This is a genomic window from Morganella morganii, from assembly GCF_019243775.1.
GTDB classification, from domain to species: domain Bacteria; phylum Pseudomonadota; class Gammaproteobacteria; order Enterobacterales; family Enterobacteriaceae; genus Morganella; species Morganella morganii.
Map to the genome: position 1 here is coordinate 2,543,437 of NZ_CP069157.1, position 24,331 is coordinate 2,567,767.

The window sequence follows — 24,331 nt, forward strand, 5'->3', positions numbered from 1 at the left end:
GTATATCCATCATATGAATACGCCCTGTCTGTCGGTTTTATCACTCCCCACCCTTCGCTGCAACGCTTATTGCATGATGGGCGGTAAACCCTTTTTGTCACCCGGCAGAATATCTGACTGCCTCTGACCATCAAATTGGGATATTATATAATGTATTTCCGGAGATGCATGGCGGACAGCGGAAATACAGCGGAATAACCCGGCAGTAACTTTACATTCACAAAGGTAGCCGCTGACACGAAAAATCCGTATTATGTGCGCCTTTCTTCCCCGGTATTCCTGAGTCCGCATGCAGCGGGCCGTTACAGCAATTGTGGATCCCATGACGCAAACACATACTTTTATTCCCGGCAAAGATGCCGCTCTCGAAGATTCCATCAGCCGTTTTCAGCAGAAACTGCAGCAACTGGGTTTCAATATAGAGGAAGCCTCGTGGCTCAACCCGGTGCCGAACGTCTGGTCCGTGCATATCCGTGATACTGACTGCCCGCTCTGCTTTACCAACGGCAAAGGGGCCACTAAAAAAGCCGCGCTGGCCTCCGCCCTGGGCGAGTATTTTGAGCGTCTGTCCACCAACTACTTTTTTGCTGATTTCTGGCTGGGCGAAACCATTGCCAACGGGGAGTTTGTTCACTATCCGGATGAGAAATGGTTCCCGCTGACAGAGGATGACTCACTGCCGGACGGTATTCTCGATCAGTATCTGCGCGATTATTATGATCCGGAAAATGATTTGCAGGGCAGCCAGCTGATTGACCTGCAATCCTCCAATGAGGAGCGCGGTATCTGCGCCCTGCCGTTTACCCGCCAGTCTGACGGCAAAACGGTATATATTCCGATGAATATCGTCGCCAACCTGTATGTGTCCAACGGCATGTCCGCCGGGAACACCCGCAATGAAGCCCGCGTGCAGGGATTATCGGAAGTCTTTGAACGTTATGTGAAAAACCGCATTATTGCTGAGCGCATCAGCTTACCGGCGATCCCGGAAGAGGTGCTGGCGCGTTATCCGCAGGTCACTGAGTCAATCCGCACCCTGGAAAGCGAAGGTTTCCCGATCTTCTGTTTTGATGCCTCTCTCGGCGGTCAGTATCCGGTTATCTGTGTGGTGCTGTTTAACCCGGCCAACGGTACCTGTTTTGCCTCTTTCGGCGCTCATCCTGATTTCGGTGTTGCACTGGAGCGGACTGTCACTGAGCTGTTACAGGGACGCAGCCTGAAAGACCTCGATGTTTTCACTGCACCGACCTTTGATGACGAGGAAGTGGCGGATCAGACCAACCTGGAAACTCACTTTATTGATTCAAGCGGCCTGATCAGCTGGGATCTGTTTAAACAGGATGCGGATTATGATTTCGCTGACTGGCAGTTCCGCGGCACCACCGAAGAAGAATTCACCACACTGATGGCACAGTTCGCGGCATCCGGCCACGAAGTGTATATTGCCGATTATGAGCATCTCGGTGTGTATGCCTGCCGTATCCTGGTGCCGGGCATGTCAGATATCTATCCGGTGGAAGATTTGCATATGGCCAATAACGCCATGGGTATTCATCTGCGTGAAACCATTCTCGCGCTGCCGGAAAGCCGTTACCGTCAGGAAGATTATCTCTCTCTGCTGGCGCAGCTGGATGAAGAAGGCCATGACGATTTTACCCGTGTCCGTGAATTGCTGGGCATTGCCGCCGGTAAAGATAACGGCTGGTCCACCCTGCGCATCGGTGAGCTGAAATCCATGCTGGCACTGGCCGGTGGTGATACCGATCAGGCGCTGGCCTGGGTGGAGTGGACACAGGACTTCAACGCCAGTGTTCTCAGTGCCGCACGGGCAAACTATTACCGCTGTCTGCATACCCTGCTGCTGTTAACGCAGGAGCCGGAGCGGGACACAGAACAGTACCTGCCGGCGTTTGCCCGTATGTATGGTCAGGAAACCCTGAATGCGGCGCTGGATGCCCTGAACGGCAAAAATTGTTTCTTCGGGTTATGTGCATCAGATAATAATTTAACGGCATTTCCTGCTCATCAGGCACTGCTGGCAGCTTATGAAAAACTGCAAAAAGCAAAAGCGCATTTTTGGCCAAACGATAAAAATGCGATTTAATCGTCGTAAATAGCAATAAACGTAAATATTAGGTTAATTTGTTCGTTTTAAGTAACACAAAAACGACAAGTTAACCTGATTTTTTACTTTAATTAAATAAAAAACAAAAAATAAAAATATATTACAATTTTTAAAAAATTGTTTTTCCTTTATATACATAAACTTACATTGATTTTTCAACTTTTTTCAGGGTATTTGACGATTCTCTTGAACGCCTTTATGATCCACATCAAGTTTAATTTTTTCACCCTTTGTTACTATCATTGCGTGCTATAATTATTTGGAATCAAGAGACAGTTAGCATTATGAAAACTGACGCACTTTTTAATTTATTATCTCCTGCCGATATGGCACATGTTGCAGACGATGTGGGTGTCTATAAAGCAACGAAAGCCCCTCACATCACATACTTATCTGCATTTATGGCAGGAATATTCATCTCAGTAGGTTTTGTCTTTTATATTACAGCCACCACCGGTACCGCAGGCATAGTGCCTTTTGGTATCGCTAAACTTATCGGTGGTTTATGTTTCTCGCTCGGTCTGATGCTGGTTGTGGTTTGCGGGGCTGACTTATTCACCTCCACCGTATTAACCAGCGTGGCAAAAGCCACCGGGCGTATCACCTGGGGACAGATGTTTGCAAACTGGACCCGCGTGTATTTCGGTAACCTGGTCGGCGCCCTCTTCTTTGTCGCCCTCATCTGGTACGCCGGACAGTATATGGCAGCCGACGGGCTGTGGGGATTAAATATCCTGCAAACAGCGGATCATAAGCTTCATCACACCTTTATTGAAGCCGTCTGTCTCGGGATTCTGGCAAACTTAATGGTTTGTCTGGCGGTATGGATGAGCTACGCAGGCCGTAGTCTGACCGATAAACTTTTAGCTTTAGTCTTACCTATCGGTATGTTTGTTGCCAGCGGATTTGAGCACAGTATCGCCAATATGTTTATGATCCCGATGGGGATTGCGATTAAAAATTTTGCACCTTCTGAATTCTGGACTATGGTTGGTTCGTCGCCTGAACAGTTTCCGTCCCTGACAGTTTCTGATTTCGTGATTAACAACCTGATTCCGGTCACCATCGGCAACATTATTGGTGGTGCAGTTTTAGTAGGTCTGACTTATTGGCTGATTCATTTACGCGGTGACCAGAAGCATTAATCTCTGTTTATCACGACTGAATTTCTAAGTTCCATTGTTAAAAGGTAAAGTATCATGTCAGAATTAAATGAAAAATTCGCTTCAGCATGGCAAGGCTTTAATCTGGGTGACTGGTCACAGGAAGTTAACGTCCGTGACTTTATCCAGAAAAACTACACCCCATATGAAGGCGATGAGTCTTTCTTAGCGGGCGCTACAGAGGCAACAACTGCTCTGTGGGCGAAAGTTATGGAAGGCATCAAAATCGAAAACAGTACCCACGCTCCTATCGATTTTGACACTGATCTGCCGTCTACTATCACTTCTCACGATGCCGGTTACATCGACCAGTCTTTAGAAAAAGTCGTTGGTCTGCAGACTGAAAAACCTCTGAAACGTGCAATGCTGCCGTTCGGTGGTATCCGTATGATCGAAGGTTCATGCAAAGCCTACGGCCGCGAAATGAACCCGGAAATCGAAAAAATCTTCACCGAATACCGTAAAACGCACAACCAGGGTGTGTTCGACGTTTATACTCCGGACATCATCCGCTGCCGTAAATCCGGTGTTCTGACCGGTCTGCCTGACGCATACGGCCGTGGTCGTATCATCGGTGACTACCGTCGTGTTGCACTGTACGGTATCGACTTCCTGATGAAAGACAAATTCGCACAGTTCACTTCTCTGCAGGCTAAATTAGAAAGCGGCGAAGATCTGCGTGAAACTATCCAGCTGCGTGAAGAAATCGCAGAACAGCACCGTGCATTAGGCCAGATGAAAGAAATGGCTGCCAAATACGGTCTGGATATCTCCCGTCCTGCTGCTAACGCTCAGGAAGCTGCACAGTGGACTTACTTCGGCTACCTGGCTGCTGTTAAGTCTCAGAATGGTGCTGCAATGTCCTTCGGCCGTGTTTCCACATTCCTGGACGTTTACATTCAGCGTGACCTGGAACAAGGTAAAATCACCGAAGTTGAAGCTCAGGAAATCGTTGACCACCTGATCATGAAACTGCGTATGGTCCGCTTCCTGCGTACCCCTGAGTATGATGAACTGTTCTCCGGTGACCCAATCTGGGCAACAGAATCACTGGCAGGTATGGGTACCGACGGCCGTACTCTGGTAACCAAAAACAGCTTCCGTTTCCTGAACACCCTGTACACCATGGGTCCTTCACCGGAACCAAACATGACCATCCTGTGGTCTGAAAAACTGCCTCTGAACTTCAAACGTTATGCAGCTAAAGTGTCTATCGATACCTCTTCTGTACAGTATGAGAACGATGACCTGATGCGTCCTGACTTTGATAACGATGACTACGCAATCGCATGCTGCGTGAGCCCGATGGTTGTCGGTAAACAAATGCAGTTCTTCGGTGCCCGTGCAAACATGGCTAAAACCCTGCTGTATGCAATCAACGGCGGTGTTGACGAAAAACTGAAAATCCAGGTTGGTCCTAAACACGAACCAATTCACACAGATGTTCTGGATTATGATGTTGTTATGGCTCGTCTGGATGAATTCATGGACTGGCTGGCAACTAACTATGTAACTGCACTGAACTGCATCCACTATATGCACGACAAGTACAGCTACGAAGCAGCTCTGATGGCTCTGCATGACCGTGACGTATATCGTACTATGGCATGTGGTATCGCAGGTCTGTCTGTTGCAGCTGACTCCCTGTCTGCTATTAAATATGCGAAAGTAAGCCCGATTATTGACGAAAGCGGCCTGGCTGTTGACTTCAAAATCGAAGGCGAATATCCGCAGTTCGGTAACAACGACTCCCGTGTTGATGACATCGCATGTGACATCGTTGAACGTTTCATGAAGAAAATTCAGAAACACCACATGTACCGTAACGCGGTTCCTACACAGTCAATTCTGACCATCACTTCTAACGTTGTGTATGGTAAGAAAACCGGTAACACTCCGGACGGCCGTCGCGCAGGCGCTCCGTTCGGACCAGGTGCTAACCCTATGCACGGCCGTGACCAGAAAGGTGCTGTTGCCTCTCTGACTTCCGTTGCTAAACTGCCGTTTGCTTACGCGAAAGATGGTATTTCTTACACCTTCTCTATCGTACCAAACGCATTAGGTAAAGATGACGATGTTCGTCGTACTAACCTGGCAGGCCTGATGGATGGTTACTTCCACCACGAATCAAGCATCGAAGGTGGTCAGCACCTGAACGTGAACGTAATGAACCGTGAAATGCTGTTAGAAGCAATGGAAAATCCTGAGAAATATCCTCAGCTGACTATCCGTGTTTCAGGCTACGCAGTTCGTTTCAACTCACTGACTAAAGAACAGCAGAAAGACGTTATTACCCGTACATTCACAAAATCCATGTAATTTGTGCGGTAACCATTTGCTGTCTTATTAAAATGACATAAACTAAAAGGCCCCTCTGTTTCGGGGCCTTTATTATAACTGGTCAGTTTTGGAGTAATCCTGTCATGTCAGTATTAGGTCGTATTCACTCATTTGAATCCTGCGGGACCGTTGATGGCCCGGGCATTCGTTTTATCGTCTTTTTCCAGGGCTGTCTGATGCGTTGCCTGTATTGTCATAACCGCGATACATGGGATCTGCATGACGGTCAGGAAGTCACTGTGGACGAGTTAATGAAAGAAGCGGTCACATACCGCCACTTTATGAATGCATCCGGCGGCGGTGTGACAGCATCCGGTGGTGAAGCGATACTGCAGGCTGAGTTCGTGCGTGACTGGTTCCGTGAGTGTAAAAAAGAAGGTATTCACACCTGCCTGGATACCAATGGTTTTGTCCGCCGTTATGACCCGGTCATTGACGAGCTGATGGAAGTAACCGATTTGGTTATGCTGGATTTAAAACAACTCGATGACAGCATCCACCAGAATTTAGTCGGCGTATCCAATCACCGCACATTACAGTTCGCCCGTTATCTCGCTGAACGCAATCAGAAAACCTGGGTACGCTATGTTGTCGTGCCGGGCTGGTCTGATGATGAGCATTCCGCCCACCTTCTCGGTGATTTCACCAAAGATATGAAGAATATCGAGAAGATTGAACTGCTGCCTTACCATGAGTTAGGAAAGCATAAATGGACGGCAATGAATGAAGAATACAAACTTGATGGTGTTAAGCCGCCGTCAAAAGAGACCATGGAAAAAGTGAAATCCATCCTGGAAAGCTATGGTCATAAAGTGATGTATTAAGTTATCTCACTGCTATTTCTGACAGCACACCCCGGTGTGCTGTTTTTATTTGTATCCCCCCTGTTCGTTTATCTTTTGTTTTACTTACCGGGCGGCGTCTGAAACCGAAGAAGAATAAAATTTAAGATTTAAAAACCAATAAAATACATCTCCTAGCAGAGCCGGAAATAACTAAATCTGCAACCTAAACAGAAAATATAGTCAGCCTGTAATCTTATTTATACTGTTTCCGGTTGTTTTCTGACACTTTTTTCCTGCCAGTTTTTTATCCTGACCTTTTGGCAACAATGGATAATCAACACATGTACAAGATCTCCGGCTCACCTTCTTTACCCGATTCTGTCAGTCCCCCGGAAATATCATCGCCCCCGCTTTCTTCCGATGCCACAGCCGCATTCCCGGGGCTGATAACAGACCGGCAAACCGTCATTTCACAGACAGGTATCGCTGCAGAGCATCTTGCCCCGCTTCAGGCATTAGCTGAAAAGCAGCAACTGGTGATCAGCTTCCGTCCGGTTGAGGCGACCGCAACCGGCCTTATCAGTGCCGGTTACCCGACCAAAAATTTTAATATCAAAGGGAAAAGTGCCAACTGGGGGCCGATGGCCGGCTTTATTCCGGTTGATCAGTTTTACAGTAAACTGTGCGGACAGAAACATAAGACTGAACTGATGAACAGGAAAGTCGCAGAATGCCTGCGGGATGGACATGCTATCGCAGATAATCTGCAAATAACCGGTTCGCGTATAAACGAACTGGTTCATATGGGATTACTTACCCGCCATCAGCCGGATAAAAACGGATTTATCACACTCGAAAGCAAGTCGCCTCATGGTCATCTGCATTTATTCACCGCGAAACCGGCTGAAAATGATTTATATGCTATCTATGCGCAGAAAAATGATACCCCGGTGCAGATTCTTTGTTCCCCGCAACTGAATAAGCCACTGACCGCTGACTATGACCTGATGATTGTGGCTCCCCGTACGGAAGATTTCGGCAGTCAGGATATTCCGCATAACCCGGATGTCAGCGCAGACGCATTTGCGGAGAAACGGCCTTATCTGCTGCGCCGCGGGTCGACAAAAGAGATTATCCGCCGTGAATTACTGGAGAGGGAAGATCCTCATTTTGGTAATAACACCCCGAGAATCACCGCGCTGATCCTACAGATTAATGCAGTTCTGTTTCGCGGGGAAGGCAGAGAAGTCGTGCATCACAGTATGGATGCCACTAACCCTTTTTCTGAGATAGGGGCCAATTTCCCTGCCACCTTTTTCCTGCCGGAGCCGCTGGACGGATTACCGCAAATGCTGCTGGCAAACGATATTGAGGGTTTGCGGACAGTGATCCATACGCTGGAATGTCATGGCTTTATGGTACCCCATAACCCGCTGTGGAGTGATGAGATCCCGTCACTGCGCCGGGAAAGCTTTGAAGCTACCAGAAAACTGTTTAATACCCTGTAATGGTTCAGGGATATAAAAAATCCCGCAGATTTTCACCGGCGGGATTTTTATCAGATCAGTGACAACTGACCGGCAATCAGCCGATATGTGTCAGACCTTTCATATACGGACGTAATACTTCCGGAATTTCGATACGACCATCAGCCTGCTGATAGTTTTCCATGATAGCCACAAGGGTACGGCCGACAGCCAGACCGGAGCCGTTCAGGGTATGAACCAGCTGTGGTTTTTTATCATCTTTACCACGGAAGCGAGCCTGCATACGGCGCGCCTGGAAATCCCAGCAGTTAGAGCAGGATGAGATTTCACGGTAGGTGTTCTGCGCCGGAACCCAGACTTCGAGGTCATAGGTTTTACGGGAACCGAAGCCCATATCGCCGGTGCACAGCAGCACTTTACGGTATGGCAGGTTCAGCAGCTGTAATACTTTCTCAGCGTGGCCGGTCAGTTCTTCCAGAGCTTCCATGGATTTTTCCGGATGCACAATCTGAACCAGCTCAACCTTGTCAAACTGGTGCATACGAATCAGACCACGGGTATCACGGCCATACGAACCCGCTTCGGAACGGAAGCACGGTGTATGAGCGGTCATACGCAGCGGCAGATCAGCTTCATCCAGAATTTCGTCACGGACCAGGTTGGTGACAGGCACTTCGGCTGTCGGGATCAGCGCATAGCTGCTGGTTTCCGCTTCTTCTTCCAGTGGTTTGGTATGGAACAGGTCACCGGCAAATTTCGGTAACTGACCGGTACCGTACAGCGTATCGTGGTTAACCAGATACGGTACATAGATTTCCTGATAGCCGTGCTGTTCTGTGTGCAGATCCAGCATGAACTGTGCGATAGCGCGATGCAGGCGGGCAATCTGGCCTTTCATCACGACAAAACGCGCACCGGTCAGTTTGACGGCAGCCGGGAAATCCAGGCCATCAGTCATTTCGCCCAGTGAAACGTGATCGCGCACTTCGAAATCATACTGCTTAGGTGTGCCCCAGCGGCTGACTTCAGGGTTATCGCTGTCATCTTTACCAAACGGCACTTCGTCTGCCGGAAGGTTAGGAATATTCAGAGCAATGGTGCGTAACTCGGCCTGCACTTCATCCAGCGCAGATTTGGCAGCATCCAGTTTATCCCCTAACAGGTTCACTTCACGGCGCACTGCTTCAATGTCTTCACCGCGGGCTTTCGCTTCACCAATGGACTTCGATCGGGAGTTGCGTTCAGCCTGCAGAGTTTCAGTTTCAACTTGTAAAACCTTGCGGCGCTCTTCGAGAGTGCGCAGCGTGTCCACATCCAGGGTAAAACCCCTGCGAGCCAGTTTTTCGGCAACCGCGTCCAGCTCATTACGCAGTAAATTTGGATCGAGCATGCTATTCCTGTGCTTGTTGTTATAACGTGAGTGTCAGTAACGGAGATGCAACCGGCGAAAAGTGTTTTCCTGCTTTCCGGCAGTGCGGCTGTTATTAACGCAACTGTGAAACGTCTTAATCCGCCCGGAAACCCGCACTGTATGCAGGATGAACATTCTGAGTGTTTTAAGCCATTTACCTATTCTTACATTTCACACCTTACCGCAACAGCGGCATTAACGGTAGCGTTTTATCGGGCTATTTTGATCCTGCTCAGCAAGCCAGGCGAGTTTCTCGCCGATTTTTCCTTCCATGCCCCGGTTTGCCGGAAAATAGTAACGGGTATCACGCATTTCAGGCGGAAAATAGACTTCTCCGGCAGCATACGCATTCGTTTCGTCATGGGCGTAACGGTACTCTTTGCCGAGCCCCATTTCTTTCATCAGTTTGGTCGGCGCGTTGCGCAGATGCTCCGGCACGTCATAATCCCGCCCTTCTTTTGCGTCACGCATCGCCGCTTTGAAGGCGGTGTAAACGGCGTTACTTTTCGGTGCACAGGCGAGATAAACAATCGCCTGGGCAATCGCCCGCTCACCTTCCGCCGGTCCCACACGGGTAAAGCAGTCCCATGCTGAAATGGCGACCTGCATGGCGCGCGGATCCGCATTACCGACATCTTCTGATGCAATCGCCAGCAGACGACGCGCCACATAGAGCGGATCCCCGCCTGCGGTGATAATCCGGGCATACCAGTAGAGTGCGGCATCCGGTGCCGAGCCGCGCACTGACTTGTGCAGCGCGGAAATCAGGTCGTAGTAGCGGTCGCCTTTGTTATCAAAGCGGGCGCTGCGTTCCCCGCTGACTTCCTTCAGCAGTTCTGTGGTCAGAACACGTTTGCCGTCAGCACCGGTTTCGGCCATATCCGCCATCATTTCCAGCACATTCAGCGAACGGCGGGCATCACCGGCGACCAGTTCGGCCAGCAGTTTACGGGTCTCATCCGGCAGGACGATATTTTGTCCGCCCAGTCCGCGCTCAGAATCATTCAGCGCCTGAATCAGAACCGCTTCGATATCTTCCGGTGACAGGGATTTGAGCAGATAAACACGGGCGCGGGATAACAGTGCGGAGTTGAGTTCAAATGACGGGTTTTCGGTGGTGGCACCGATAAAGGTGACTGTACCATCCTCAATATGCGGCAGAAATGCATCCTGCTGGCTTTTATTGAAGCGGTGTACCTCATCCACAAACAGAATGGTGCGGCGCCCCAGATTACGGTTCTGACGCGCCCGCTCGATAGCTTCGCGGATCTCTTTTACCCCGGAGGTCACAGCGGACAGGCGTTCGATATCCGCATCCGCATAGTGGCCGATCACTTCCGCCAGGGTGGTTTTCCCGGTGCCCGGCGGTCCCCACAGAATCATGGAGTGGAGCTGTCCGGCGCGGATAGCCCGCGGCAGCGGTTTGCCCTCTGCCAGCAGGTGAGTCTGTCCGATATACTGTTCCAGTGTCCCCGGCCGCATTCTGGCGGCCAGAGGCTGGTAATCGTTTTGCGAAAAATCGAGAGAAAAGTTAGTCACTGACGCCTCATTGACGCTGATCGTCCAGCGTAACCCCCTTCGGCGGTGTAAAGGTGAATTTGCTCATATTCACATCAGTACTCTGCTGCCCTTTGAGCTGATAGCTGCTTTTCTGGCCATCCTGCTCAACGGCGGCAAACTGCTGAATAATACCGTCCGGAGTTACAGTGATAGTAAATAATTTCAGATTGCCGTCGCTGGTTTTCGGTTTCAGCTCAAAGCTGTCGCCTCGCTGGCTCACCATGTACTGCTGCCAGTCAGCCGGGTCGTTACGCGTGATCAGCATAAACGGGGTATTTTGTGTGGCATCTTTCAGCCAGGTGGCAGTAACCTGCTCAACAAACGGGTTATAGAACCACAGTGTTTTGCCGTCAGAGACCAGCACACTTTCATCCGGCGCGCTCATCTGCCAGTTGAACAGGTTCGGGCGTTTCACCCATAAATCCCCTGTTCCTTCCTGAACCAGTGCGCCGTCAGCATCAGTGACGGTCTGTGCGAAATTCGCATGGAAACTGTTCACTTTTCCCAGACGTGACTGAAGGTCACTGCGGGTATCTGCGTGTGCTGCACTGACTGCGACACCTGCCAGAAGGCAGGCTGTGATAAACACCTTTTTCATGTATGCATTCCTGATGATGCGTTCGGATAAATCAGACGCCGCCTTTGCAGGCAGCGGCGTCATTAAAAGTTATTTGAGGACGGAGCCAGTACTTCGCGGTTACCGTTATGGCCCGGTTCACTGACAATGCCCTGTTCTTCCATTTCTTCCACGATCCGCGCCGCCCGGTTATAACCGATGCGGAACTGACGCTGAACACCGGAAATGGAGACCCGCTGTTTTTCTGTGACGAATTGTACCGCCTGATCGAACAACGGATCCAGATCTTCCCCGCTGACAGAACTGCCGCCTTCTCCGTCATCGCCACCACGGGTGATATTATCGATATATTCCGGACGACCACGGGCTTTCCAGTCATTCACCACATCATGCACTTCCTGGTCACGGACAAACGCGCCGTGAACACGCAGCGGCGCATTGGCACCCTGCGGCAGATAGAGCATGTCCCCGTTACCCAGCAGAGATTCCGCGCCGCCCTGGTCGAGGATGGTTCGTGAGTCAATCTTACTGGATACGGTAAAGGCAATACGGGTCGGGATGTTGGCTTTAATCAGACCGGTGATAACATCCACTGACGGACGCTGTGTCGCCAGTACGAGGTGGATCCCCGCTGCACGGGCTTTCTGTGCCAGACGGGCGATGTGTTCTTCCACTTTTTTACCGGCGGTCATCATCAGGTCAGCAAATTCGTCCACCATGACCACAATATACGGCTCTTTTTTCAGAACCGGATGCGTCATTTCCATGCTGTCTGTCGGTTTCCAGAACGGATCCGGAATCGGCCGTCCCATGGATTCCGCCATCAGGATTTTTTCGTTATAGCCCGCGAGGTTACGCACCCCGAGAGCAGACATCAGTTTATAGCGCCGTTCCATTTCCGCCACACACCAACCGAGAGCATTGGCGGCGTCTTTCATGTCGGTCACCACCTGGGTCAGCAGGTGCGGAATACCTTCATAAACAGAGAGTTCCAGCATTTTCGGGTCGATCATGATAAAGCGGACTTCTTCCGGTTTCGCTTTATACAGGATGCTGATAATCATGGCGTTTACGCCGACCGATTTACCGGAGCCCGTTGTACCGGCGACCAGCAGGTGCGGCATTTTACCCAGATCCGCCACCACCGGCTGACCGGAGATATCTTTCCCCAGCACCACAGAGAGCGGTGATGGCGTATCGCGGAATTCATCGCAGTCCAGCACTTCGCGCAGATAGACGGTCTGACGTTTTTCATTCGGCAGTTCCAGCCCCACATACGGCTTGCCCGGGATAACTTCCACCACACGCACCGCTACAGTCGAGAGTGAACGCGCCAGGTCGCGGGACAGGTTGGAAATACGCGAGGCTTTCACGCCCGGTGCCAGATCCAGCTCAAAGCGGGTGATCACCGGACCCGGTTCATAACCGACCACACGGGCTTTGATGCGGAAGTCATTGAGCCGCGCCTCAATCAGACGGGCTGTCTGCTCCATCGCAAATTCATCCACCGGCTCAATGGTACCCGGCGGTGAAGCCAGCAGATCCAGAGACGGCATCGGGGTGGTTGATTTCGGCAGCGGCTGGTCATTGCGGACCAGGAACGGATGGAACAGGCTCTCTTCCATCTGTTTTTGTAACTGTGCTTCCTGTGACGTTACCGGTGCCGCATTCTGCTGTGGTGCGGCAACAGGTTCAAAGCGCTGAGCAGCGGTCTCCAGTGCGGCATAAACCGGAGCCGGTTCTGCCGCAGGGGCGGTGACCGGTGTCGGGATAAACAGCGGCACTGCCGGTTCCGGATCCACCAGATCCTCCACCGGAGAGAAGGCTTTCAGTTCGGCCAGATCAGATAAAATAGCGTCAGCCTGCCCGCTGTAGCGCTGTTGCTGCATCTGCATAAACTGCGCCTGAAGACGCTGAGCTTCCTGCTCATCTTCATCGTCTTCTTCTGCCACCGGGTGAACATCCGTCACCGGCGGTGCAGACGCAAAGGAGTGATGGCTGACCGGTGCCTGATAGGCAGATGCAGCCGGGATAAAGGCGGAGGCGGTACCGGTGGTAATTTCCGGTTCAGTTACTGCCTGCACCGGCTCTGCTGCCGGAGACATGTCCGCCTCATCATCGCCGTAGCGGTTACGCTGCTGCGTCATAAACTCATCACGCAGACGCGCCTGTAATACGTCGTCTTCATCCGGCTCAGTCTGTGCGGCCTGATGTTCCGGCTGATGCAGTTGTGCAAATTCATCCTGCTCACGGCGCAGACGTTCAAGTTCCGCGTCACGCTGAGACGGAATGCGGATGCCGTAAAGCTCGCGCCGGGTCGGGAGGCGCACCGGATTCGGACGCGGCAGTTCAGGGCCGAGCCCCTGTTTGACCTGTACGGCACCAAAAGCCGCCGCTGCGGTTGCTGCGGCCGCAGAGCTCAGATGTGCGCTGCCGTTATCACCGGTATCCGGCACATCAGGCAGGTCGAACGTAAAGACCGGTTCTGTACGGCCGCTTCCCGCAAACGGGTTTTCCCATTGCGGTGCTGCCGGTTCAGGCTGAATATCCGGTAGATTGATCGGGGCATTCAGGTCAACGGTTGTCCGGTAAGCATCCGGGACATCAAAACGGTAGTGTTCAGGTTCATCCGCAGCCGGTGCGGTGTGTTCCTGTTCAGCCGGTTCCTGTGCATGCACAACAGGCACCACAGATTCAGCGGCGGTTTCCGGATATGCGGAGAGATTCTGTACCGGGGTCAGCAGCGGATCGCTGTTATCCGCCGGATCCTCATAATGTGCCTGATGCGCCAGTTCCGCCGCATTTGGTGCGGAAAACAGCACATCGTCCGCATCATCGTATTCACGGTACTGTGCAGTCTGAGTCTGTGCCTCACTGTCAGGCGCAACAGCAGTCAGAGCTGCGGCAGTTGCTGTCTGCGGTATGTTGTTGTGCTCTGTCTGCTCATCTGTTTTCTCATCGTCGTAGTACTCGTCCTCATCGTCATATTCACGGTCGTCGTGATACTGATCGTCATAACGGTCACGGGAGTGATTGGTGATGAAGGTAATCGGGGAAAGGACCGCTGCACCGGTTTTTTCGGCGATGGTGATCCACGACCAGCCGGTCAGCAGCATCAGACCTATCGCCCACAGACTGAGCAGCGCGAGTGTCGCGCCGAGGGCATTAAACCACGGCATCAGCGCAGAGCTGAATAAACTGCCGATCACCCCGCCTGCCGCGAAGTTCTGCATATCATCCACATTCAGGGATGCCAGGGCACAGGATGAAAGGATAAGAGTCAGCCCCCCGATGATACGCATCGAGAGTGAGAAAAAGTCCACATAATCTTTATTTTCATTACTGCGGAAGGCCGACCAGCACCCCAGGATCATCAGCGGGGGTACGGTGTAAGCCAGTATGCCAAAGGCGGAAAAGAGAATATCCGCAAACCAGGCCCCGATACTGCCGGCCAGATTCTTCACCGGCTCATGCCAGGTGGTCTGGGACCAGCTCGGGTCTGACGGATTAAACGATAAGAGAGCAACCAGCAGAAAGACGGCGCACAACCCGATCACAATAAGGACGGCTTCCAGCAACCGGCGGCCGCTGCTGATTTTTCTGAATTTGATGTGTTTGTCTTCTGTATATTCCTGGCTCATGTCATTTCCTGACGCAACGTCCGGTTTTTTCCTGTCAGTAAAACGGAACAACGCTGAGGGTAGCTCAGCGTTGAAACTGTATGCATAAACAGGAGTGTAACTGATTTATCCCGTTTTGCACATGACGCAGGAAACAAATTAACGGGTCTTGATGACCAGACGGTTACTTTGTTTGACCTCTTCCATCACCACGTAAGTACGGGTGTCGTTCACGCCCGGCAGACGCAGAAGAGTTTCACCCAGCAGTTTGCGGTAAGCCGACATGTCCGGCACACGAGTTTTCAACAGGTAGTCAAAATCACCGGAAACCAGGTGACATTCCTGAATCTCTTCCAGCTTCTGCACGGCGGTGTTGAACTGTTCAAACACATCCGGTGCCCCGCGGTTAAGGGTAATTTCCACGAATACCAGCAGGGAGGCATCCAGATAGTGCGGATTCAGCAGCGCGGTATACCCGGTGATAAAGCCCTGACGCTCCAAACGACGCACACGTTCCAGACACGGAGTCGGAGACAGACCCACACGTTTGGAGAGTTCGACGTTAGAGATACGGCCATCTTTCTGCAATTCGTTAAGAATATTCCTGTCGATTCTGTCAAGATCTTTACCCGGACGCTTTTTGTTATCAATCATCTCGTTATCTCTCTTATTTACTATTTTCCTACACCCATAACACTTCCTTTACCTGACGGAACAAAATCAGCATCGGAAAACATGTTTTCAGGCCAATTCTTTGCATTTCTGATTATTAGAATACGCAACCGGCGCCAGTTTACCGGAACATTCAGATTATTATCGCTATAGTCGTAAGCTGAAATTACCATGCTTCGTCATCAGGACAAACACATCACCGGTGTAACAGGATGTATTAACCCGACGGATAAAAATCTCTTACACTGATGTTTTCGCAAATGCGCAGCCGATTGTCAAAGCAAATGAACAAAAATCAGAACAACCTGTTGAAGAAAATGACAGAAAAACGTTTCGCTGACAAACAGGACGTGCTTTTGGTGTGATATTCAAACAACTTAGGAATCTTCTGAATAATCACTTTCTCGTACAATCGCCTGAAAATCTACTCATTTCCGGCTGATTTCAATTTTGTGCTCTGCCGTTTTTATTCCTTTTTTTTACCCCTTCGTTTCTCCTACAATCCTGTACACGCTTTTTTGCCATTCTGTTAATGAGGTGTTCATGAACGCAACCCGACACAGTAAATTAATTATTCTGGGTTCCGGCCCTGCCGGATATACCGCTGCGGTTTATGCGGCACGGGCGAATTTAAATCCGGTACTGATTACCGGGGTGGAAGTCGGTGGTCAGTTAACCACCACCACCGAAGTGGAAAACTGGCCGGGTGACCCGGAAGGTCTGACCGGGCCGGTCCTGATGGAGCGTATGCAGGCTCACGCCGAAAAATTTGAGACTGAAATCATCAATGACTACATCACTGACGTGGATTTCAGCAAACGCCCGTTTACCCTGACCGGGGAAAATACCTATACCTGTGACGCGCTGATTATCGCCACCGGCGCATCCGCCCGTTATATCGGCCTGCCGTCAGAAGAGGCCTTCAAAGGCCGTGGTGTGTCCGCCTGTGCCACCTGCGACGGCTTTTTCTACCGTAACCAGAAAGTCGCAGTGGTCGGCGGCGGTAACACTGCCGTGGAAGAGGCGCTGTATCTCTCCAATATCGCGTCAGAAGTGCATCTGATCCACCGCCGTGACAGCTTCCGTGCTGAAAAAATCCTTATCAGCCGTCTGATGGATAAGGTTCAGAACGGCAATATCGTTCTGCACACTGACCGCACCCTGGATGAAGTACTCGGCGACCAGATGGGTGTGACCGCTGTCCGTCTGCGTGACACCAAAAGTGACGCAACCGAAGAGCTGCCGGTGATGGGCTGCTTTATCGCCATCGGCCACAGCCCGAATACCGGTATTTTTGAGGGACATCTGGATCTGGAAAACGGCTATATCCGTGTTCAGTCCGGCACGCACGGTAATGCAACACAGACATCCGTTCCGGGTGTGTTTGCCGCCGGTGATGTGATGGATCATATCTACCGTCAGGCGATCACCTCTGCGGGAACCGGATGCATGGCCGCACTGGATGCCGAGCGCTATCTCGACAGCCTCGCAGACAGCAAATAATCCAGCATTTTCAGGGCGCTATATCTGTAGCGCCTTTTCGTGTACCATGACATTATCCTGCTGATTTCAGCCGTATTTTTACTTATCACCTGCATACAGAAAAAATGGATAAATCAAGACAGTCAGAACTCGTCCGCTGGTTAAAACTTCAGGCGGCACCGGCCCGGCGATGGTTACGCCTCTCGATGTTGCTGGGTGTGCTCAGCGGTTTACTGATTATCGGCCAGGCCTGGTGCCTCGCTGTCCTCCTTCAGTCCCTCATTATGGAGCACGTGCCCCGCGAACAGCTCCTCACTCCGTTCACTGTACTGGTCATACTGTTTATTGCCCGCGCCGTTGTTGCCGCGATCCGCGAACGGGTCGGGTTTATCTGCGGACAGGTGGTGAGACGTGATATCCGCCGGACAGTACTGGATAAACTGGAACAGCTCGGGCCGGTACGGGTAAAAGGCAAACCGGCGGGCAGCTGGGCGACAATTATTCTCGAGCAGATTGATGATATGCAGGATTACTATTCCCGCTATCTGCCGCAGATGACCCTGTCCGCCACCATACCAATGATGATTCTGATCACGCTGTTCCCGATCAACTGGGCGGCAGCCCTGATTCTGCTGGTGACAGCGCCGCTGATCCCCGTTTTTATGGCGCTGGTGGGCCTGGGTGCCGCCGATGCCAACCGCCGTAACTTTCTGGCCCTGAGCCGCCTGAGCGGCGATTTCCTCGACCGCCTGCGCGGGCTGGAAACCATCCGCTTCTTCCACCGTGGTCGTGAGGAAGTGAAACAGATTGATGACGCCACCGAGGATTTCCGCTCGCGCACCATGGAAGTGCTGCGCATGGCATTCCTCTCCTCCGCTGTGCTGGAGTTTTTCGCGGCGATCTCGATTGCTGTCGTCGCGGTTTATTTTGGTTTTTCCTATCTCGGTGAACTGAATTTCGGCAGCTACGGCATGGGTGTCACGCTGTTTGCCGGGTTTATTGCTCTGATCCTCGCGCCGGAGTTTTTCCAGCCGCTGCGTGACCTCGGTACCTATTACCACGCCAAAGCACAGGCGGTGGGCGCGGCGGAATCCCTGTTTACCCTGTTATCCGCCGAAAACAATGATGACGAATTACCGGGCACAGAACCGCTGACACCGGCAGAACAGATTGCTGTCACCGCAACCGATCTGGTGATTTTTGCCCCGTCAGGGGAAAAACTGGCCGGGCCGCTGAATTTCATCCTGAATGCCGGGCAGCGTATCGCGCTTGTCGGCCAGAGCGGTGCCGGGAAAAGCTCGCTGCTCAATCTGCTGCTGGGTTTTCTGCCGTATGAAGGCAGTATCCGGATCAATCAGCAGGAGTTGCGTGATATCCGCCCGGAAAGCTGGCGGACACAACTGAGCTGGGTAGGACAAAACCCGCACCTGCCGGAACAGACCATTCTGGACAATATCCGCCTGAGCCGCCCGGATGCCTCTGCTGAGGAAATCACGGCGGTGATGGAAAAAGCCTATGTGACCGATTTTATTGATTCGCTGCCTGACGGGGTCAATACAGTGGTCGGGGATAATGCCGCGCGGCTCTCTGTCGGCCAGGCACAGCGGATTGCAGTGGCACGTGCCCTGCTCAATCCGTGCCATCTGCTGCTGCTGGATGAGCCTTCCGCCAGCCTGGATGCCCACAGTGAGGAGCGCGTGATGCATGCCCTGAATGAGGCGGCACATCAGCAAACCACCCTGCTGGTGACACACCTGCTGGAAGAAACCCGTGACTATGATGAAGTCTGGGTGATGGATAAAGGTCTGATTATTGAACAGGGCAGCTATGCTGCTCTGCAACAGCAACAGGGTGCATTTGCACAGCTGCTGTCACACCGGACGGGGGATCTGTAATCATGCGTGTTTTACTGCCGTTTTTAGCCCTCTACCGCCGCCACTGGTTTTTACTGACACTCGGGATCCTGCTGGCGATTGCCACGCTGCTCGCCAGTATCGGGCTGCTGACGCTGTCCGGCTGGTTCCTCGCCGGTACTGCCATTGCCGGTGTGCCGGGGATTGCCTTTTTTAACTATATGCTGCCTGCCGCCGGGGTGCGCGGTGCCGCTATCTCCCGCACCGCCGGACGCTATGCGGAACGGCTGGTCAGCCACAGCGCGACCTTCCGTGTGCTGAAACATCTGCGGGTATTTGCCTTTGAGAAAATCCTGCCGCTGACTCCGGGCGGTATTGCCCGCTTCCGTCAGGGAGAACTGCTCAACCGGCTGGTCGGGGATGTGGAAACGCTGGATCACCTCTATCTGCGGGTGATTTCGCCGATTGTTGCCGCGCTGGTGGTGATTGCAGTGCTGACATTCGGGCTGGGTTTTCTCGATCTGACTATCGCTTATGCACTGGGCGGGTTTATGACCTTCCTGCTGTTTGCCCTGCCGGTGGTGTTCTATTACGCCGGTAAGCCAATCGGCGTGCAGCTGACCACACTCCGTGCACAGTACCGCACCCTGCTGACCAGCGCACTGCAGGGTCAGGCAGAACTGACCATTTTCGGTGCACAGTCCCGCTTCCGCTCTCAGTTGGCAGAGACCGAACAACGCTGGCTGGTACAACAGCAGCGCCAGGCCGGTCTGACCGGACTTTCCCAGGCGATTATCATTCTGGCGACCGGGTTTGCCGTTGCGCTGATGCTGTGGATGGCTTCCGGGGTCAGCTGGCCGTACCGCGAAAGCGGTGCCATTATCGCTCTGTTTGTCTTCTGTGCGCTGGCTGCATTTGAGGCATTAGGCCCGGTGGCGGTGGCTTTCCAGCATCTCGGCCAGGTGATGACCTCCGCAGAGCGTGTATCGCAGATAGTGGACACCAAACCGGAAGTGACTTTCCCGGCCAGTGGTCCGGCAGCCTCCGCACAGGTCAGCGTCAGCCTCAGTGGTGTCGGGTTTACCTATCCGGGACAGCCGCTGCCGGTGCTGAAAGATATCTCCCTGACACTGCGTGCCGGTGAGCACCTCGCCCTGCTGGGAAAAACCGGCTGCGGAAAATCCACCTTATTGCAGCTGCTGACCCGTGCATGGGATGTCAGTGAAGGTGAAATCCGCCTGAATGACCAGCCGATTGCCGCTTATGATGAAAATACCCTCCGGTCACTGATGGCAGTGGTTCCGCAACGTATTCATGTGTTCAATAACACACTGCGCGGTAATCTGCGGATCGGAAATAACGAAGCAACCGATGCACAGCTGAATGCGGTGCTGGCACAGGTCGGGCTGGAAAATCTGCTGGATAACGACCAGGGCCTGAATGCCTGGATCGGCGAAGGCGGCCGTCTGCTTTCCGGCGGCGAACAGCGCCGTCTCGGTATCGCCCGCGCCCTGCTGCATAATGCGCCGTTCCTGCTGCTCGATGAGCCGACAGAAGGCCTGGATGCAGATACTGAGCAGCATATTCTCGCCCTGCTGCGGGATATCGGCCGTGACCGGACCATGCTTATCATCACCCACCGTTTACAGGGCCTGGAACACATGGACACGCTGTGCGTGATGGACGGCGGGCAGATAGCCGAACAAGGCTCTCACGACGCGCTGCTGGCACGCAGAGGCCGTTATTATCAGTTTGTGAACCGTATTCCGGTAATGACCGGGGGATCAGATGCCGTTTTATCAGCTGGATGAGGAACTTCTCTTTCCGCCTGTTGAACACGCGCTGACCGACCCGGACGGGCTGCTGGCCACCGGCGGGGATCTCTCTCCTTCCCGGTTGCTGCTCGCCTACCGGGAAGGGATTTTCCCGTGGTATTCCCCCGGTGAACCCATTCTGTGGTGGTCGCCGGATCCGCGTGCGGTATTGTATCCGGCGGAGCTGCATGTCAGCCGTTCGCTGCACAAGATTCTGAAAAAACACCCGTACAGGGTGACACTGAATCATGCCTTTGAGCAGGTCATCCGGGCCTGTACAGAGCGGGACGAGGGTACCTGGATAGGAGAGGATATTGTGGCCGCCTATATCCGGCTGCATCAGGCAGGACGTGCTCATTCGGTCGAAGTGTGGGATGATGACGCGCTGGTCGGCGGGCTGTATGGCCTGAATACCGGGTTACTGTTCTGCGGGGAGTCAATGTTCAACCGTGTCAGTAACGGGTCAAAAATCGCTTTTATGACCTTTTTTGCCCATTTTACCGGCCACGGCGGCAGGATGTTTGATTGTCAGATACTGAATCATTACACCGAATCATTCGGTGCGCGGGAGATCCCGCGACAGGCGTTTATCCGTCAGCTTTATCAGCTGCGTGATAATCATTTACCGCAGTCATGCTGGCAGCCGCAGACATTAGCACGTCCGGTGCCGTCACAACTACCGCCTTTTTTATAAAATCGCTGTAAACCAACAGGAAATGGTATGTTTCAGCCCGTTTTATGTTTCAGACGCGGTGCTTAAAAAATATCATTCCTTTACATAATCCCGGTTTTTCGGCATTATCTTGCGGTTTGAAAATACTGGTTATTAACATTAGAGGATTAGATGGCCAAAGAAGACAATATTGAAATGCAAGGCACTGTGTTAGATACACTGCCGAACACGATGTTCCGTGTGGAACTGGAAAACGGACACGTTGTGACTGCACATATCTCCGGTAAAATGCGTAAAAACTATATCCGCATCCTGACAGGCGACAAGGTTACAGTAGAACTGACCCCATATGACCTGAGCAAAGGCCGTATCGTCTTCCGTAGCCGCTGATCCCTGCAGGCCACGCCTCATAAAAAGACACCACAGGCAACGCACCGGAGTGCGTGTCCTGTGGTGATCGTTTCTGTCAGGCTACCGGGTCGCCGGATTTCTCTTTCAGGGCACTGAAGCGGTAAGTCAGTTCATCTTTCTTCTTATCAAGATCGATAATCACCGAACCGCCGTTCACCAGCTCACCGAACAGTAATTCGTTCGCCAGCGGTTTTTTCAGTTTATCCTGAATCACACGGGCCATCGGACGTGCGCCCATCGCCGGGTCATACCCTTTTTCTGCCAGCCATGTACGGGCACGGGCAGACACTTCAATGGAAACACCTTTCGCATCCAGCTGCGCCTGGAGTTCAACAATGAACTTGTCGACCACCTGAGCGATAATCGGCTGCGACAGCGCATTAAACCAGACAATGCCGTCCAGACGGTTACGGAACTCCGGTGTGAACACCCGTTTGATTTCCGCCATCGCGTCAGTGCTGTTGTCCTGCTCGGTAAACCCGATGGATTTACGCTGGGTTTCACGCACACCGGCGTTGGTGGTCATCACCAGGATCACGTTACGGAAATCCGCTTTGCGCCCGTTGTTATCGGTCAGTGTCCCGTTATCCATCACCTGTAATAACAGGTTAAAGACATCCGGGTGCGCTTTTTCGATCTCATCAAGCAGCACCACCGCATGCGGGTGTTTGATAACCGCATCCGTCAGCAATCCGCCCTGATCAAACCCGACATAGCCCGGAGGTGCACCAATCAGACGACTGACGGTGTGACGCTCCATGTACTCGGACATATCAAAGCGCAGCAGCTTGATACCCATTGCTTTGGATAACTGCACAGTGACTTCGGTTTTCCCGACCCCGGTCGGCCCTGCCAGCAGGAAGGCACCAATCGGTTTCTGCTCGTTCCCCAGACCCGCACGGCTCATTTTGATGGATTCCGTCAGAGCATCAATCGCCGGATCCTGGCCGAAGACCAGCATTTTCAGGCGGCTGTCGAGGTTACGCAGCAGATCTTTGTCACTGCTGGAAACGGTTTTTTCCGGGATACGCGCGATCCGTGCCACAATTGCCTCAATTTCACCGACGCCAATGGTTTTCTTACGGCGGCTCAGCGGCATCAGACGGGTTCTTGCCCCGGCTTCATCAATGACATCAATCGCTTTATCCGGCAGATGGCGGTCAGTGATGTATTTCACCGACAGATCCACAGCCGCCTGAATAGCTTTCGCGGTGTAACGCACATCGTGGTGTGCCTCATATCGGGCTTTCAGGCCGTTAATGATACGCACGGTTTCATCGGCAGTCGGTTCATTGATATCAATTTTCTGGAAACGGCGGGTCAGCGCTTTATCTTTGTCAAAGATATTGCTGAATTCCTGATAGGTTGTGGAACCAATCACCCGGATCTTCCCGTTGGATAATAACGGTTTAATCAGGTTTGCCGCATCCACCTGACCACCGGATGCCGCACCGGCACCAATGATGGTGTGGATCTCATCAATAAACAGAATGCTTTTTTCGTTTTTCTCCAGCACTTTCAGCAGTGCCTTAAAGCGCTTCTCGAAATCACCGCGGTACTTGGTACCGGCCAGGAGTGAGCCGATATCCAGAGAAAAAATGGTATAGCCTTTGATCACTTCCGGTACATCATCCTGCTCGATACGCCAGGCGAGCCCTTCCGCAATCGCGGTTTTACCGACCCCGGATTCCCCGACAAACAGCGGGTTATTTTTACGGCGGCGGCACAGCACCTGAATGGTGCGCTCCAGCTCCGCCTGACGGCCGATCAGCGGGTCAATCTGGCCTTTACGGGCCAGGTCATTAAGATTGGTGGTGAAATTATCCAGACTGTCCTCACCGCCGGTACTCTCTTCGGCAGCAGACTGTGACGGCTCATCAAAGGACGGGCCGCTCTCATTTTCATCCTCACCTTTGGTGGTGCCGTGAGAGATGAAATTCACAATATCCAGACGGCTGACATCATGCTTGCGCAGCAGATAAGCCCCCTGGGACTCCTGCTCACTGAAAATGGCCACCAGCACATTCGCGCCGTTGACTTCATTACGGCCCGATGACTGAACATGGAAAACGGCGCGCTGCAACACGCGCTGGAAACTGAGTGTCGGCTGGGTTTCACGATCATCCCCTTCCGGCAGCAGCGGTGTGGTCTGTTCAATAAAATGCTCAAGTTCCTGGCGCAGGATGGCCAGGTTAACGCGGCAGGCTTCAAGCGCCTCACGGGCTGATTTGTTACCTAATAACGCCAGCAGCAGGTGCTCTACGGTCATAAATTCATGCCGGTTGTCCCTTGCTTTGGCAAAGGCGATATTCAGACTGAGCTCTAATTCTTGATTGAGCATAGGCACCTCCATTCAGA

Annotated in this window: 16 protein-coding genes; 10 read left to right on the forward strand and 6 right to left on the reverse strand. The window is 52.3% G+C overall.

Annotated elements, in window-relative coordinates; translation table 11 throughout:
- Positions 1-322 precede the first annotated feature (322 nt).
- From ycaO to JL661_RS12320, 5 genes are all read left to right on the forward strand, one after another.
- Positions 323-2,104: a 30S ribosomal protein S12 methylthiotransferase accessory factor YcaO gene (gene ycaO / locus JL661_RS12300; protein WP_004235817.1), complete on the forward strand. Its 1,782-nt coding sequence runs from the start codon at positions 323-325 to the stop codon at positions 2,102-2,104.
- A 305-nt stretch (positions 2,105-2,409) separates the two neighbouring features.
- On the forward strand, positions 2,410-3,270 hold the full coding sequence (gene focA, locus JL661_RS12305; RefSeq protein ID WP_004235816.1) for a formate transporter FocA: 861 nt from the start codon (positions 2,410-2,412) through the stop codon (positions 3,268-3,270).
- A 54-nt stretch (positions 3,271-3,324) separates the two neighbouring features.
- Positions 3,325-5,607 carry a formate C-acetyltransferase gene (pflB, locus tag JL661_RS12310; RefSeq protein ID WP_004235815.1) on the forward strand — a complete coding sequence of 761 codons (2,283 nt, stop codon included), beginning with the start codon at positions 3,325-3,327 and terminating at the stop codon, positions 5,605-5,607.
- 104 nt (positions 5,608-5,711) lie between these two features.
- A complete protein-coding gene (pflA, locus tag JL661_RS12315; RefSeq protein WP_004235814.1) occupies positions 5,712-6,452 on the forward strand; it encodes a pyruvate formate lyase 1-activating protein in 741 nt (246 codons plus the stop codon).
- A 302-nt stretch (positions 6,453-6,754) separates the two neighbouring features.
- Entirely contained in the window at positions 6,755-7,921 is a 1,167-nt protein-coding gene (locus JL661_RS12320) for a CyaA/EF/ExoY family adenylyl cyclase toxin (RefSeq protein ID WP_062772325.1), read from the forward strand.
- A gap of 76 nt (positions 7,922-7,997) precedes the next feature.
- Here JL661_RS12320 and serS read toward each other — a convergent pair whose 3' ends face one another.
- The 5 genes from serS to lrp all read right to left on the reverse strand — a co-directional run bounded on the left by serS (position 7,998) and on the right by lrp (position 15,722).
- A complete protein-coding gene (gene serS / locus JL661_RS12325) occupies positions 7,998-9,290 on the reverse strand; it encodes a serine--tRNA ligase (RefSeq protein ID WP_004235811.1) in 1,293 nt (430 codons plus the stop codon).
- A gap of 216 nt (positions 9,291-9,506) precedes the next feature.
- The gene (locus JL661_RS12330; RefSeq protein WP_015422574.1) at positions 9,507-10,850 is read right to left on the reverse strand and encodes a replication-associated recombination protein A; all 1,344 of its coding nucleotides are present in this window, start codon (positions 10,848-10,850) and stop codon (positions 9,507-9,509) included.
- Positions 10,851-10,857: 7 nt separating this feature from the next.
- Entirely contained in the window at positions 10,858-11,469 is a 612-nt protein-coding gene (gene lolA / locus JL661_RS12335; RefSeq protein WP_015422573.1) for an outer membrane lipoprotein periplasmic chaperone LolA, read from the reverse strand.
- Between the two features lie 62 nt (positions 11,470-11,531).
- On the reverse strand, positions 11,532-15,089 hold the full coding sequence (locus JL661_RS12340) for a DNA translocase FtsK 4TM domain-containing protein (RefSeq protein ID WP_062772322.1): 3,558 nt from the start codon (positions 15,087-15,089) through the stop codon (positions 11,532-11,534).
- A 138-nt stretch (positions 15,090-15,227) separates the two neighbouring features.
- Entirely contained in the window at positions 15,228-15,722 is a 495-nt protein-coding gene (gene lrp, locus JL661_RS12345) for a leucine-responsive transcriptional regulator Lrp (protein WP_004235807.1), read from the reverse strand.
- A gap of 561 nt (positions 15,723-16,283) precedes the next feature.
- Here lrp and trxB point away from each other — a divergent pair.
- The 5 genes from trxB (at position 16,284) to infA (ending at position 21,952) form a co-directional block, all read left to right on the forward strand.
- On the forward strand, positions 16,284-17,243 hold the full coding sequence (gene trxB / locus JL661_RS12350; RefSeq protein WP_004235805.1) for a thioredoxin-disulfide reductase: 960 nt from the start codon (positions 16,284-16,286) through the stop codon (positions 17,241-17,243).
- Between the two features lie 104 nt (positions 17,244-17,347).
- Positions 17,348-19,117 (forward strand): heme ABC transporter permease/ATP-binding protein CydD, encoded by a 1,770-nt coding sequence (cydD, locus tag JL661_RS12355; protein ID WP_062772319.1) that lies wholly within the window; start codon positions 17,348-17,350, stop codon positions 19,115-19,117.
- A gap of 2 nt (positions 19,118-19,119) precedes the next feature.
- On the forward strand, positions 19,120-20,886 hold the full coding sequence (gene cydC, locus JL661_RS12360) for a heme ABC transporter ATP-binding protein/permease CydC (RefSeq protein WP_062772316.1): 1,767 nt from the start codon (positions 19,120-19,122) through the stop codon (positions 20,884-20,886).
- A complete protein-coding gene (gene aat, locus JL661_RS12365; protein ID WP_004235802.1) occupies positions 20,864-21,583 on the forward strand; it encodes a leucyl/phenylalanyl-tRNA--protein transferase in 720 nt (239 codons plus the stop codon). Before cydC ends, aat begins: the two co-directional genes overlap by 23 nt.
- A 150-nt stretch (positions 21,584-21,733) precedes the next feature.
- A complete protein-coding gene (gene infA, locus JL661_RS12370; RefSeq protein WP_002211347.1) occupies positions 21,734-21,952 on the forward strand; it encodes a translation initiation factor IF-1 in 219 nt (72 codons plus the stop codon).
- Between the two features lie 76 nt (positions 21,953-22,028).
- Here the strand turns inward: infA and clpA are convergent, their stop codons facing one another.
- Positions 22,029-24,314, reverse strand: a complete 2,286-nt coding sequence (gene clpA / locus JL661_RS12375; protein WP_004235801.1) for an ATP-dependent Clp protease ATP-binding subunit ClpA — start codon at positions 24,312-24,314, stop codon at positions 22,029-22,031.
- Positions 24,315-24,331: the final 17 nt, after the last annotated feature.

Coding starts and splice junctions, on each gene's coding strand:
- serS (WP_004235811.1), bottom strand. CDS start 9,290: ATGCTCGATCCAAATTTACTGCGTAATGAGCTGGACGCGGTTGCCGAA.
- JL661_RS12320 (WP_062772325.1), top strand. CDS start 6,755: ATGTACAAGATCTCCGGCTCACCTTCTTTACCCGATTCTGTCAGTCCC.
- aat (WP_004235802.1), top strand. CDS start 20,864: ATGCCGTTTTATCAGCTGGATGAGGAACTTCTCTTTCCGCCTGTTGAA.
- infA (WP_002211347.1), top strand. CDS start 21,734: ATGGCCAAAGAAGACAATATTGAAATGCAAGGCACTGTGTTAGATACA.
- lrp (WP_004235807.1), bottom strand. CDS start 15,722: ATGATTGATAACAAAAAGCGTCCGGGTAAAGATCTTGACAGAATCGAC.
- cydD (WP_062772319.1), top strand. CDS start 17,348: ATGGATAAATCAAGACAGTCAGAACTCGTCCGCTGGTTAAAACTTCAG.
- ycaO (WP_004235817.1), top strand. CDS start 323: ATGACGCAAACACATACTTTTATTCCCGGCAAAGATGCCGCTCTCGAA.
- cydC (WP_062772316.1), top strand. CDS start 19,120: ATGCGTGTTTTACTGCCGTTTTTAGCCCTCTACCGCCGCCACTGGTTT.
- focA (WP_004235816.1), top strand. CDS start 2,410: ATGAAAACTGACGCACTTTTTAATTTATTATCTCCTGCCGATATGGCA.
- clpA (WP_004235801.1), bottom strand. CDS start 24,314: ATGCTCAATCAAGAATTAGAGCTCAGTCTGAATATCGCCTTTGCCAAA.
- lolA (WP_015422573.1), bottom strand. CDS start 11,469: ATGAAAAAGGTGTTTATCACAGCCTGCCTTCTGGCAGGTGTCGCAGTC.
- pflB (WP_004235815.1), top strand. CDS start 3,325: ATGTCAGAATTAAATGAAAAATTCGCTTCAGCATGGCAAGGCTTTAAT.
- trxB (WP_004235805.1), top strand. CDS start 16,284: ATGAACGCAACCCGACACAGTAAATTAATTATTCTGGGTTCCGGCCCT.
- pflA (WP_004235814.1), top strand. CDS start 5,712: ATGTCAGTATTAGGTCGTATTCACTCATTTGAATCCTGCGGGACCGTT.
- JL661_RS12340 (WP_062772322.1), bottom strand. CDS start 15,089: ATGAGCCAGGAATATACAGAAGACAAACACATCAAATTCAGAAAAATC.